At 36.3% G+C, this 13,495-nt stretch carries 9 protein-coding genes, 5 tRNA genes and 1 other annotated feature; all 14 genes read right to left on the bottom strand.

Going from position 1 to position 13,495, the window contains the following annotated elements:
* Positions 1-182: 182 nt before the first annotated feature.
* The 14 genes from BBF96_RS13855 to sppA all read right to left on the bottom strand — a co-directional run bounded on the left by BBF96_RS13855 (position 183) and on the right by sppA (position 13,344).
* Positions 183-275: transfer RNA gene (locus BBF96_RS13855), tRNA-Ser, on the bottom strand.
* A 7-nt stretch (positions 276-282) separates the two neighbouring features.
* Positions 283-741, bottom strand: coding sequence for a tRNA adenosine(34) deaminase TadA (gene tadA, locus BBF96_RS13850; protein ID WP_164731083.1), 459 nt, complete (start codon positions 739-741; stop codon positions 283-285).
* Positions 742-763: 22 nt separating this feature from the next.
* Positions 764-840, bottom strand: a tRNA-Arg gene (locus BBF96_RS13845).
* Positions 841-1,018: 178 nt separating this feature from the next.
* Positions 1,019-2,221, bottom strand: a complete 1,203-nt coding sequence (locus BBF96_RS13840) for an ISL3 family transposase (protein WP_127015677.1) — start codon at positions 2,219-2,221, stop codon at positions 1,019-1,021.
* 528 nt (positions 2,222-2,749) lie between these two features.
* Complete coding sequence (locus tag BBF96_RS13835; RefSeq protein WP_127017698.1) at positions 2,750-3,313, bottom strand: N-acetylmuramoyl-L-alanine amidase family protein; 564 nt, start codon at positions 3,311-3,313, stop codon at positions 2,750-2,752.
* Positions 3,314-3,447: 134 nt separating this feature from the next.
* The gene (locus tag BBF96_RS13830; protein ID WP_127017697.1) at positions 3,448-4,785 is read right to left on the bottom strand and encodes an ATP-binding protein; all 1,338 of its coding nucleotides are present in this window, start codon (positions 4,783-4,785) and stop codon (positions 3,448-3,450) included.
* Between the two features lie 168 nt (positions 4,786-4,953).
* A complete protein-coding gene (locus BBF96_RS13825) occupies positions 4,954-7,821 on the bottom strand; it encodes an ATP-binding protein (RefSeq protein ID WP_164731082.1) in 2,868 nt (955 codons plus the stop codon).
* Positions 7,821-9,179 carry a metallophosphoesterase family protein gene (locus tag BBF96_RS13820; protein WP_127017695.1) on the bottom strand — a complete coding sequence of 453 codons (1,359 nt, stop codon included), beginning with the start codon at positions 9,177-9,179 and terminating at the stop codon, positions 7,821-7,823. Before BBF96_RS13820 ends, BBF96_RS13825 begins: the two co-directional genes overlap by 1 nt.
* Positions 9,180-9,869: 690 nt before the next feature.
* Positions 9,870-9,956 (bottom strand) — tRNA-Ser (locus tag BBF96_RS13815).
* A gap of 11 nt (positions 9,957-9,967) precedes the next feature.
* Positions 9,968-10,060, bottom strand: a tRNA-Ser gene (locus tag BBF96_RS13810).
* Between the two features lie 10 nt (positions 10,061-10,070).
* A tRNA-Arg gene (locus BBF96_RS13805) sits at positions 10,071-10,147 on the bottom strand.
* Positions 10,148-10,368: 221 nt separating this feature from the next.
* A complete protein-coding gene (gene serS / locus BBF96_RS13800; RefSeq protein ID WP_127017694.1) occupies positions 10,369-11,652 on the bottom strand; it encodes a serine--tRNA ligase in 1,284 nt (427 codons plus the stop codon).
* A gap of 58 nt (positions 11,653-11,710) precedes the next feature.
* Positions 11,711-11,933: a binding site (T-box leader), on the bottom strand.
* Positions 11,934-11,977: 44 nt separating this feature from the next.
* On the bottom strand, positions 11,978-12,172 hold the full coding sequence (locus tag BBF96_RS13795) for a hypothetical protein (protein WP_127017693.1): 195 nt from the start codon (positions 12,170-12,172) through the stop codon (positions 11,978-11,980).
* A 200-nt stretch (positions 12,173-12,372) separates the two neighbouring features.
* On the bottom strand, positions 12,373-13,344 hold the full coding sequence (gene sppA / locus BBF96_RS13790) for a signal peptide peptidase SppA (protein ID WP_127017692.1): 972 nt from the start codon (positions 13,342-13,344) through the stop codon (positions 12,373-12,375).
* Positions 13,345-13,495 lie beyond the last annotated feature (151 nt).

Genomic DNA, 13,495 nt, shown 5'->3' with positions numbered 1-13,495 from the left:
TAAGGAGGTGTCGTAATTCCCCCAGACTCTTTTCTGGTAAAAAGTTTTGATTTGATTTTCAGTTGTTTTGTGCATTTTTCTCTATTATAGCGACTATTCGGCGACAATTTGTAATTTCTTCTCCGAAAAATTAAAAAGGACTTCTGATTAAAATCCCAGAAGTCCTTGCTATTCATACATTATGGCGGAGAGGGCGGGATTCGAACCCGCGAGACGCTTTTGGGCGTCTACTCGATTTCGAGTCGAGCGGTTTCAACCAACTCACCCACCTCTCCAGAACATCTATTTTCTAAGCCGTTTAAAAAAACTACGCATCAATTCCGCACATTCCTCTGCCAATAAGCCAGAAATCACCTCAGCTTGATGGTTAAATCTCCCATCAGTGAGGATATTCATAAGGCTTCCTGCACATCCCGCTTTCGGATCCTTTGCGCCATAAACAACCCGATCAATTCGGGCATTCAAAATAGCTCCAGCACACATCGGACACGGTTCTATTGTAACATACAAAGTACACCCTGTCAATCTCCAACCACCCAGCCAACACGCAGCATCCCGAATGGCAATAATTTCAGCATGAGCTGTCGGGTCATGATCTCTTTCTCTTAAATTATAACCTCTTCCAATCACTTCTCCATCTTTGACCACAACAGCACCAATAGGTACTTCCTCAATAGCATATGCTTTTTTTGCTTCTTCAATAGCTTCCTGCATAAACCGATAATCTTCTTCTCTAATCATAATCCATCTCTCCATAAAAAAATGGCGCGCCCGGGAGGACTCGAACCTCCAACCTCCTGATTCGTAGTCAGTTACTCTATCCGGTTGAGCTACGGGCGCATCAATAAAGCTAATCTTATTACCTTTTTCACATCTTAAAACCAAAATAAATTTTACTAAAAATCCAGACTAAAATCAACTATTTCTTAAAAAAATTGGCTCTCCGTCAAATGTTGTGAAAGATAAGTTGGCTCCGTTGAATTGATTGGTAAATTGATTTTGAAATAAACATTTAAATTTAATAACTTAACATTGCATTAAATACTCTTCTCCTTAGATTCATAACATTTGGAACACCATATCCAATCCTTTTGATCAATTTAATCTTGTTATTGATACCCTCAGCAAAGCCATTGGTTATCTTAGTCTTAAAATAATTTAGTATTTTTTCTTCCCATCTTTGTATTATCTTTTTTACCTGGTAAAAAGGCATCAGCTTGTTTTTTATTACTTCTTTATACCACCTTTTTAGAGCTCTGGTGGCTTCTTTCACATCATCTAGCTGCAATAGGTCTCTGAATTCCTCTTTTAATTCCCAGGCCTTTTCTAGAGCTGGACTGAGTTCAAATAATTTGATGAGCTTTTCATGTTCTTCATCTGTCAATTCTTCAGCTCGTTTTTGGAGTAATAAACGACTTTGAAAAAACTTTCTTCTCTGATGATTATTTACTGTTTGTTGAACTTGTTTTCTAACTTCATCAAGGGCTCTGTTCATTAAAGTTACAAGATGAAATTTATCTATAACAATTTTTGCATGAGTAAATGCTGCATTTGCTACTGCTTTGAACGGCCGCCACATATCCATAGAGATCGATTGAATCTGTCGTCTTTGTTCATCTTCCCAACAATTAAAGTAGTCAATTAAATCATCCTTTTTGCGAGTAGGTAAAATGTCAATTAACTCCCGATTAATTGGATCTGTAATGCTAACTCCATATTTATGGCGTTTTAAAACTGCAAATTCATCGATACTGATGGCTTTTAATTGACTAAGTTTTGAAACTTGTTGTTTAATGAGAGGGTCAACTACTTTTTTAACTGCATTATTAACAGCTGTATAACTTAACCCGTTTTCTCTAGCAACTTTAGAATAATCCTTGCTGACAGTTTCTTTAGCAAGATATTTATCAAAGCGTTTGGTTTTACGGGCATATTTATCAATACTTTCATATTTTTCAGGGATACCCCTCTTATGACAATAAGGACAACGATATCTTTTCTTTAGAAGTCTAATGATTACTAGTTTACCTCTTATGGGGATGTCTCTAATATTTTGCCATTTTGTATCATGGATTTTATTAGTGATATTACCACACTGAGGACACACAATGTGATTTTTCTTTGCTTCAGCGATAAAAATATATCTGTCCTCTGTTGAAATAATTTCAGTTGCAATAATGTCTGGCAAATCAAGAAATTTTATGATATTATTATATTGCATTTGCTGGACTCCTTTCTTTGGTTTTTAGTTCGCAACTAATTAATTCAACGGAGCCAGCAAATGCCTTTTTATTTTTTATAATTTTTTCTTCACAACATTAATTATAGACCCAAAAAATTTTATCCAATTTTTTCTGTTTATATACTGATCCGTTTTCAAAAAAACTCCTGATAATCTTATAATATAATTATACTGCAAAAAGCTAATTTTGAGCGACATAGAAATTTTTCGCCAAATCATCTTAGCGAGATTTCCGACGAAATAAGGCCTCATATGAGGAGGTGATGAGCTAATCAAGGGCCAGGAGGGCCCTTTGATTAGGAAGCCTTATTTCGGCGGAAATCGAGCTTTAGATGATTCGAAAAATTTCTCAAGAAGCGAAAAATTAGCTTTTTGCAGTTTAACCATAATATGGTTATACTACAAAAAGTTAATTTTTTGTTTAAGGAGAAATTTTTCGTTTATTAAAAGAAAAATAAAGCACGTCCATAGTAACAAATAAATCTTATCGTTTATATGAAGATATTTTTACTGAAAATAACTATCTACTCCATCAGCAATTGCACAGGCTGCATTTTGTGGATAATCAGAAGAAGCCATAATTTCCCTATCTTTGGGATTAGAGATAAACCCCAATTCAATCAATACAGCGGGCATTAGGGTTTTTCTCAAAACAATTAGTTTGTTTGTCCCTTTAATCCCACGATTACGCATTTTAAATTTTTTAATAAGTTGATTTTGAATACACTCTGCTAAATGTCTGCCTTTAACAGACCCCTGAAAATACCAACTCTCTACGCCGTTTGCCGCATGGTTTTCATGGGCATTGAAATGGAGAGATATGAAAATGTTAGCTTTAAACATATTTGCTATCTGGGCTCTCGTATTCAGATCTTCAACTAATTTTTCCCTTTCAGAAACCAGAGCAAAGTTAGAATAACGGGTTTTTACTACAAAATATCCTCTTTTCTGGAGTTCTCCTGCCAGATGGGCAGCAATATTTAAAACAAATTCGCTTTCTTTTATAAACCCAAAAACAGCCCCTGGCCAGGGTTTACCATGTCCCGGATCAATACAGATAATTCTATTCATATTTTCACCTCAGTTTCAGGACAAAAAACTATTGTTTGTTTTTAATATTAATATATTTCTTCCTTCATTAACCTGTGAATTATATTTTCAGGAAATAAAAAAACCACCTTTTACGGTGGACAAATCACCAAAAATCAAACTTCTGATCTTTGATAAGTGAAATTCAGTTTATTTTCAGCAACACTCACAATTGGAAGTTTAATGTAAAATGTAGTACCCTCATTCGTTCCAGTCTCAAACCATATTTTACCCCTATGAACTTTGGTAATCACATAGTGAACTATATAAAGTCCAAGACCCGTCCCGTCTGTACGACCGTGAACAAAAGGTTCAAAAACCTCTTGCTGAATCTCCAGCGGTATCCCTGGCCCTGTATCAGCAATCTCTATTAGAATAAAATCCTTTTTTTCGTTAACCCGAACTATAAGTTTACCTCCTTCTGACATAATCTGGACAGCATTAATTAGAAGATTATGCATGGCCCGCTTAAAGAACCTTTCATGAATTATTGTTTTTCCATAGCTTTGAGCAAAAAAACTCAGTTCAATGCCCCTGGCTCTACATAGTGGTTCAATTTCATTCAAAACTTCCTGAATAGCTTTAACTGGTGAGTCCTTAATATAATCCTCCGATTTAAATTTACCTAATAATTCGTTAAGCATATCAATAAGGATATCAACCTGTTTAATTATCTTTTTAAAATACTCTTGTTCCCTGATCGACCCGGAAGTCATATAACCCAATTGGCTAATACCTCGAATGGTCGATAAAGGATTTTTTAAATCGTGAACCATAGTTGCAAGAAGACTTTCCGTTGCCAAAAGCTTTTCAACATAATCTAATTTATTTTGTAATTTCGAAGAAGCAGAAAGAGCATTTTCGATAGAAACAATGCTAGCAAGAGCAAGAGTAAAACACGCCGGGTGAGCATCTTCTTTCGGAACACAGATATCAAGAGCACCTATGATTGAATTATTATTATCTCTGATTGGTAACCCCAGGCATACCATAGAATTAAAGGGTAGCCCGCAATGTTCAATTCCGTAGATTAATACAGGTTCTCCCTTGACAAGTGCTGTACCAATACCATTATGACCTAAGTATTCCTCAGACCAGTTAACCCCCGGCCCGATTCCCACTACCTGTCCCCCAAACTCCTCGAGTGTACCACAAACCTCAAGAATCCAACCCTCACTATCAGATAATACTACTAAATGAGGTTTTCCTAAAAACGAAAGAGAAAGATAATCTATATAAGGACTTGTAACCTTAATTAATTCAGCATTTTCCTCCCGCTTTTGTTCAAGCTCTGCTTTCGATAAAAAAACAAATTTCTGGTGACAGGAATTTATATCTGCCTCCCGACATCCTTCCCAAAACTGAAACGTAATAGGCCTAATAGATGAATATTTACTGACAGCCGTAACAAACTCCACCCATTCCTTAAAAATTTGATCTGTGGGTAATGTCATATGTTATTCACCCCCAACTCAGTTTAAAATCTATTGGTTAATACCGAACTATCAATATCCATCTTTTCAACTTTTATGAAACGATATTTTTTTATTTAAACAAATAATTAAAAACTCCTTCAAACAAAAGGTATTAGTTGGTAAAAAAATAAAGCATCCCGAGGATGCTTACCTTTTACGCAAATAATTTATTAATTTATTTTCATCAGAAATACTAAACACCCCTTCTTCCAGCTTCCAATATTGAGCGCCTGGACTATGGGCAGCTATACACTCTACTAAATGAGAGTGACAGGTCATAACAAAGATCTGATGACTCTTTGCCAGATTAGCCAAAAGTTCTACCACTTTATCCATATGATAGATATCAAAGTTTACAAGAGAGTCATCCAGAATTACCGGTAATGGAGGATCAATCTCCTGTATCCGATTGATTCGAACCGCCATAAATAATTGTTCTCTGGTCCCGCGACTCAGTATATCAGCGGTATCCTGTATAACTCCATCATCTAAGACAATTTTAAAATCTATATCGATGAGATTATCTGGTGGTAATATTTCTTTATATTCTCCATTAGTAATCTGATTTAGAATTCTACTGGCCTGACTTAATAATTCCCCCTTTGTTTTTTCAATAAATCGCTTCTGCACCTGATTTAAAATATAGGCTGCAGCTCTATAAATTGCAAACTTTTCTGCCAGAAGTCTTAATTCGGCGCGGGCTCCATCAATTTGCTTTTGAGCTTTTTCTAAATTTTCTGTAGTAGCCAGATACTCTATTTCATTTTTTAAAGTCTGGCGCTTTTCTTTCAATCTTTCCAATTCTTTCTCTAAAGATTTTAAGTTTCGATCAGAATCTTCATAGGCCTTTTGTACATCTTCCAGGGAAGTATATTCTTTAAAAAGACGGTCAAAAGTCTGTAATAAATCCTGATCATCAGTAATAGGGTGCTTATAAAATTTTTCCATAGCATCTCTAACCCGATCAGTTTTCAATGCCTGCAAAATCTGTAATTTTAAAAGTTGATACTGTGATTTTAATTCACTAAATTTTTCAAATTTTTCCCCCTGTTGAATAAATTGCTCCAATAACTCCTGTAGGTTATCTGTACCATCTTTCAAGTTCATAAGCTGGCAAATCTTTTTCTCTATATTCTCTTTCAGTCGCTCACCGTTTTCTAAACTTAGAGCCAATTCCAGATGCTGTATAGCCTGCTCGATCCGTACAAATAACTTTCCACTGTTTTTTATAAGTTCTCCTGACTGAAAAATATAATCCTGCCCTTCATCTAACTCTTGAACCAGATGAGCCATCTTCTTTAATTCTTCTTCTAATTCTACAGCAGCAGTTTTTATTCTATCAGCAAAATTTTTCCACTTAACTATCCTCTTTTTTAAATCCTGTATATCTCTAAAATACTCTTTTATAAGCTCTGGAGAAGTTTCTCTGGCCAGTCCTAAAAAAGTCCGATATCTTTGTAAATCATTATCACAACTATTAATATCTTTTTCTACCCGCTCAAAATTTGTTTTCAGATCTAAAAGCCGACTTTCAATATTCTTTAGCTCTATCTCTAAATTCTGTTTTTGATTTCTTAAACTACTCTCTGTAGAATATTTATAAATAAGATATGCTCCAGCACCAATGATACCTGCTACCCCAATTAAAATTCCTGACGTAAAATTTATAAAGGATAAACTACCACCTAATATAGTAAACAGTAATGCTAGATAAAAATACCTCTTAATAACCTTACCGGGTTCAGAAACTTTAAATTCCTCTAACTGATTTTTAAGTATCATTTGCTCTCTCTTTAATTCTGTCAAATCTTTTTCAAGTTCCCTCTTCTCCTGCTGTAATTTCTTATAATCCTCTACCGTTTGAGCCAATCTATCCTGTTCTAATTGGTCAGATTTGATTTTTAATACCCGATCAAAATCTCCTTCCCAGGCCTGGTTTAAGTGAGCCATCTCGGCAATCAATTCATTTTTTTCCTGTTGACAATCTTCCTTTTGAGTTAAATAATTTTGTACCTTCTCCTTTAACCCGGAAAGCTGTTGATAAAAATAGTATAACTCTTCTTTGTACTTAAGAAGTTTTTCTTTAACATCAGATATATTCTTTTCAGCTATTTCTTTGTTAAAACGATAAAGCTGTTTATTATAATCTTCAATAATTTTCTTATATTCCTCATATAAATTTTTTGCTTTTTCTAAAGAACCAGCCGGATAACTCTTCAAAAGCTGTTGTATTTGAGGGTCTCTTAGATGAATTTCAAGCTTTTTTAATTTATTATAATCCTCAAAATTGTTTTTTAATAGATCCAGAGCCGTAATCCGGGCCAGCAATTCTTTAAGCTCTTTTTCACCTTCATCAATCTTCTGGTTAATCTTTTCCAATTCTTTCTGCTTGTTATAATACTGTTCTACCTGTTGTAAAGCACTTTCCCTTAATTCTATTCCAGCTTTAATCTGCTGATAATAGGGTTTAAACTCCTTAACCCTGGGATTTCCGTGTTTTCCACCAATTTTTTCAGCTTCTTTTATCAAAGCTTTCTCTATCTGGGGAATCTGCACAATATCGCTCAATCCCGCTCCCAATAAAATGGACTGTAATTTTTCCATTTCTTTTCTGGAAACCCCATTGGGAATCCGCTGTAACTCATCAAGACTTATGGTAAACACCTGTTGATATGTAAAGGGATCTAGATTATTATAAAGTTCTCTGGCTGAGGCTATTTTATTATTTTCTCCCACTATACAATTTACAATAGGTTCTCCATAACCGGTTAAACGAATATTGAAAATATCTCCAGAATCAAGGATTACATCACTCTCAACTTCATATTTTCTTACAGCCGGAGGGAGGGAGTCACTTTGGGGAAAACCATACCCTAAATAGCGGAGAATTTTAAGAAATGTTGACTTACCGGCCCGATTAAGTCCTCCTATAACCACAATCCCCGGGCCAATCTCATCCAGAGTCTGGTTGCGGAAAATTCCAAAATCCCCAATATATATTCGCTTAATCCTCACTATAGCTCCCTCCCCTCAATAAGTTTCTCAATAACGATCTCTTCTGCCTGTTTAACAATCGCCTGTAAAGTCTCTTCATCAAGCTGAAACTTCTGTTCATTGATATTCTCATGGTCAACCCGATCTTCCCAAATTTGACCTAACTCACTTACTAAATCTTTTTTGAATTGAGCATCAGTCAAGGACAAATGTACTATCTCTTCTATTTCAGCAAAGATAGGATTCTGTTCTTTTAAACTTTTCAGATGTGGAAGAGGTTTGCCGGTCCGGACTACTACTGATTCAGTCCATAAAAAAGGTTTTCTATCTTTAAGCCTATCCTGTAAATTTTCCACCAATAGCCGTATAGCTTCTTCCTCTTGTTCCACCAGTAAATCATGGATCTCTCCTCGCCCCGTTAGAATCCACTGAATAATATAACCCTGAAAGAAATCAGGCCAATTATTATCCTGAGCCAATTTAAAACCTTCTGGAATTGGCGGAACTTTATTTAAAATATCTTCAGCTTTATTGAGAATCAAATTTTCTAAACAGGTAAAATTTTCCGGTACATTCTTCTCATCCTCATCTATAGCAATTTCAACTCTCTTCCAGACCACAGATGAAGTAGGAATAAACCATATTTCAGGTTCATTCTGAGGAGTCATCTCTACCAGAAAACAGCCGCCTACTCCTTCTTCACCAAAATCCCGGCCCTGGGGAATACCAGAATAAGCAATAACAGGATGAGTTCTATGTAAAATCCGGGGTTGATGAATATGTCCTAAAGCCCAATAATGAATATCATTTTTGCAAATAAGATCATTTAACGAACAGGGAACATAGTTGTTATTCGTAGGGTCTAGCTGAGTATGTAATATACCGATATTACATACCCCTGTATCGGGAACCGTAAAAGAACTGTACATCTTTCGTGACTCAGATCTACCTCGGTAGGATTGACCCAAAATGCGGGCTATAAGTTCTCCCTCTTTATTTACTACTTCCTGAACCTCAACCTGTTCACTGTCGAAAATAAATACATTTTTCGGTAAATCAAATAATTCACCCTGTTCCTGTAGAGGATCATGGTTTCCGGCAATGATATAAACAGGGATATTCTCTTTCTCTAACCGTTGACATTGATGAACAAAAAACTGATTAGCTGCAACTGAGCGGGATTTATGATCATAAAGGTCTCCAGCCAGAAGAACGAAGTCTACACTATATTTTATTGCTGCATTACAAATCCGTACAAAGGCTTCATAAGTAACTCTTTTAATTAAATTAGAAATCTCTTGAGGAGCTCTCCCGGTACTATGCAAAAGACTTCCCAGATGGATATCCGCAGCATGAATAAAGCGGACTTTTCCTCCCATTTTATTTCACCTTCTATCAAATGTATTTTTCGCTTCAAAATGAAACTTTTCGAACCATCTAAAGTTCGATTTCAGTCGAACTAAGGCACACTAATCAATAGGCCCTTCTGGCCCTTGATTAGCTCATAACATTCTGTGATGAGGCCATTCTTTTCAATCTCACTAAGATGGTTTAACGAAAAATTTTTATATCGCTCAAAATTAGTTTTTTGTAGTTTAATCATTGATTTTTATAATACTTTTTTCGATAATTATATAAAAGACTCCTGCCAGAAAGACTAAAACAAGAAAACATCCGGTTTATTATTCATTTTGAATAGAAATTAGAAAAGTTACCCTTTAAATGAATAAGAACAAAATGCCCTTCGGGCACTTAATCTTATCTTACTGTACAAAGCTAATTTTTCGCTTTATAAAATGTTCAATTTCAGCCGAAATAAGGCACTCTAATCAACGAGCCCTCCTGGCCCTTGATTAGCTCATCACATCCTGTGATGAAGCCATTCTTTTCAATCTTATTAAGATGGTTTAACAAAAAATTTCTATGTTACTCAAAAATTAGCTCTTTACAGTTTATTTAGATATATCTATGACAAATGTTATCCACAACCTGCAAAATGTATAATAATTTCCTAAACATAAAAAAACACGACCCGGCATTTAACAGGTCGTGAATGCTTATCATATTTATGGCGGAGGGAGTGGGACTCGAACCCACACGGCTTGCGCCTTCACCGGATTTCAAGTCCGGCCCCTTGCCAATTCGGACATCCCTCCGTGTATTAAAATGGCGGAGAGGGTGGGATTTGAACCCACGGTAGGTGTAATGTACCTACACGCGCTCTCCAGGCGCGCCCCTTAAGCCACTCGGGCACCTCTCCACAATGAAAATGGCGCGCCCGGGAGGACTCGAACCTCCAACCTCCTGATTCGTAGTCAGTTACTCTATCCGGTTGAGCTACGGGCGCAGATATTAAACATTAATTCTCACAGCATCTACAAATATATCATATTATCTTGAAACTGTCAAGTATCTAAATTTATTTTTTCAAAAAATCTTTCTGAAAGATTGTTTCCATAACTCATATAAATATGTTAATATATTTTTTTTATAATGTCAACTCCCAATTTATTCAAATTAAAAGGAGGAAAGAATTTATTTAAAACTCTCCCCTCCTTCATGTAAATACTACTTTTCCAGCGGAGTAATCTTCTCCACACCACCCATATATGGACGTAAAACCTCAGGAATCACTACATTTCCTTCTTCATCCTGATAATTCTCTAAAATTGCAGCTACAGTTCTACCAATTGCCAGACCCGAACCATTCAATGTATGAACAAATTCAGCTTTTGCACCCTTTTCCCGACGGAAACGGATACCTGCCCGGCGAGCCTGAAAATCCTCAAAATTACTGCACGATGAAATCTCTCTATAGTCATTAAAAGATGGCAGCCAGACTTCCAGGTCATAGGTTTTAGCCGAACTAAAAGTCAAATCACCGGTACAGAGAGCTACTACACGATATGGGAGACCTAACTTTTGCAGAATTACTTCTGCATTTTCCGTTAATTTTTCTAATTCACTATAAGAATCCTCGGGTTTAACAAACTTCACCAATTCAACTTTATTGAACTGATGTTGACGGATAATACCCCGGGTATCCCGACCCGCTGCACCCGCTTCAGCCCTAAAGCAGGCACTATAAGCAACATGATAAATAGGGAGTTTGTCACCATCTAAAATCTCTTCTCTGTAAAGATTGGTTACAGGTACTTCTGCAGTAGGAATTAAGTAATAATCAGTACCCTCTACTTTAAACATATCTTCGGCGAATTTAGGTAATTGACCTGTTCCTATCAAACTGTCAGTATTAACTAGAAATGGTGGAAAAATCTCAGTATAACCGTGCTCATTGGTATGCACATCCAACATAAAATTGATTAAAGCCCGTTCTAAACGCGCACCCAGACCTTTCATAAAAGTAAAACGTGCACCAGTTACCTTACCACCGCGTTCAAAATCCAAAATACCCAGATTCTCTCCTAGCTCCCAATGAGGTTTGGGTTCAAATTCAAACTTTCGGGGCTTACCCCAGGTTCTTAAAACCACATTATCATTTTCATCTTTTCCCACCGGAACTGTTTCGTGGGGAATATTAGGAATTCCTAATAAAATCTTTTTCATCTGCGGCTCAATTTCTTTTAATTCTGCATCCATCTCTTTAATCTTAGCCGAAACTTTACCCATCTCCTCAATAACCTCACTGGCATCTTTACCAGCCCGCTTTAATTCACCAATCTGTTTCGAAACCTTATTACGGTGAGCTTTTAATTGTTCTACTTCATAGAGAATCTCTCTCCGGCGCTTATCCAGTTTTTTAAATTCTTCAAGCGGTGCTTCTTTTCCACGCTTTTTCAGTGCTTCTTGAACCAGATCCAGGTTTTCGCGAACAAATTTCATATCTAACATCTCTACATCCCCCCTTTAAATTTTGATAAAGTCAAAAAACCTCCCGCCACTGAATTAAATCAGGGACGAGAGGTTTACCTTCCCGCGGTGCCACCCTGGTTAAAACGACAAAAGCCGTTTTCACTTCATTATATGTTTTAACGGAGGTCATCCGGATGGCCTACTGATAATTTCAGCTCACCACTCACAGGCGGATTCGGAATCAAGCTTTGTCAGTTCGCACCAACCACTGACTCTCTGAAAAAGCTTTTCATCCTACTACTCCTGCTCATCGTTTTTCCAGATATTTTTTTATTAAATATTATACTCTTTAAAATGATTCAAGTCAAGCATCTCCTCCAAAATCACCAATCTTTTTAACCTCTTCTTTTTGATATCGAAGTTCATCTTCAGCTTCTTCATAGGTATTAAAACCAGACATGATGACATTTCGCTTTTCATCTAAGATACCGTATTGAATATCCTCCTCATCTTCCCCCTGAGATGTCACAGGAATAATTTTAACAATTCGTGAATACATCTCTTTTCACCCCTTACTTCAGATTTTTTTCTTAGTCTTGAGTGAAAAGAGCCTAATTATACACAAATAATTAATGATTAAACTACAAAAAACTAATTTTGAGCGACATAGAAATTTTTCGCCAAACCATCTTAGCGAGATTTCAGATAGTTCGAAAAATTTCTCTTTAAGCTAAAAATTAGCTTTTTGCAGTTCAACCATTAATAAATTAGTTGAAGATTACCCGCTCCTGGCATTTGCAAACTTTTCTCTATTAACATCATCCCGGGACCAGCATCATTTACCGATTCCCCCAGAACTGATATAATTGCCTTTGCCAATCCGCTAAATAACCGCTCTAAAGGCGAAGGTTTTGTATAATATACTAAAACCGGCTCTCCCTTAATTCCTACTTTTTTAGCAAGATAATCTACCGCATCATAAAAGTTTCCAAGATGATCTACCAGATTCAGTTCTTGAGCCTGAATTCCACTATAAATCTGGCCCTGGGCCAGCTTCAAAACCTCTTCTTTAGACATACCCCTACCTTCCATCACCGCCTTCACAAACCGCTCATACATCTGATCTACCAAGGTCTGTAACAATTCCCGTTCATCTTTAGTCAACCCCCGGGCAGGATTACCTATATCTTTATACTTACCGCTTTTGATAGTTTCAATCTTAATTCCATATTTATCGTATAACTCTTGATAATTTCTAAACTGCATGATAACACCGATACTCCCCGTCACTGTTGCCGGGTTGGCATAGATTTCATCTGCTCCTACCGCAATATAATACCCACCAGAAGCAGCAACATCCTCCATTACCGCTAAAACCGGTTTTCCTGTTTTCTCCTTAAAACGTAAAACTTCTCTATATACCGCCTCTGTTGCAGAAACACTACCACCCGGGCTATTAATATGTAAAAGCAATGCCTTAATCGATGTGTCAGCTGCTGCTTTTCTGATATAACGCATCAACGTATCTGATCCGGCAAACTTCTCTCCAAAAATATTACTACCACTCTCACCACCCGTAATAAACCCCTTAACCTCAACTACAGCAATTCTTTCTTTTGATTTAATCCCATCCCCAAAATTTCCTGCCATCAATGATGCAAGTACTCCAACCAGGAATAATATAACAAATGCCCCTCCAAATAAATATAGGAAAAAGTGATTTTTCTTCATACCATACCCTCCCCTTAAAACCCTCAGAATATTTTTAAGTATTTACATACTTATTCCTTAATTTAATGAAAAATTCCTTTGTACAAAACATTAAAATCACCTATTCATTAATTAAGTGCAAAATTTTTTGCGTTAATTACAATACCTAGAA

The sequence above is a fragment of the Anoxybacter fermentans genome (assembly GCF_003991135.1).
Classification (GTDB): Bacteria; Bacillota; Halanaerobiia; order DY22613; family DY22613; genus Anoxybacter; species Anoxybacter fermentans.
The sequence above is the reverse complement of the archived record's forward strand: the minus strand, read 5'-3'. Positions and strand labels throughout refer to the sequence as shown.

Coding starts and splice junctions, on each gene's coding strand:
- tadA (WP_164731083.1), bottom strand. CDS start 741: ATGATTAGAGAAGAAGATTATCGGTTTATGCAGGAAGCTATTGAAGAA.
- sppA (WP_127017692.1), bottom strand. CDS start 13,344: ATGAAGAAAAATCACTTTTTCCTATATTTATTTGGAGGGGCATTTGTT.
- BBF96_RS13835 (WP_127017698.1), bottom strand. CDS start 3,313: ATGAATAGAATTATCTGTATTGATCCGGGACATGGTAAACCCTGGCCA.
- BBF96_RS13830 (WP_127017697.1), bottom strand. CDS start 4,785: ATGACATTACCCACAGATCAAATTTTTAAGGAATGGGTGGAGTTTGTT.
- serS (WP_127017694.1), bottom strand. CDS start 11,652: ATGTTAGATATGAAATTTGTTCGCGAAAACCTGGATCTGGTTCAAGAA.
- BBF96_RS13820 (WP_127017695.1), bottom strand. CDS start 9,179: ATGGGAGGAAAAGTCCGCTTTATTCATGCTGCGGATATCCATCTGGGA.
- BBF96_RS13795 (WP_127017693.1), bottom strand. CDS start 12,172: ATGTATTCACGAATTGTTAAAATTATTCCTGTGACATCTCAGGGGGAA.
- BBF96_RS13840 (WP_127015677.1), bottom strand. CDS start 2,221: ATGCAATATAATAATATCATAAAATTTCTTGATTTGCCAGACATTATT.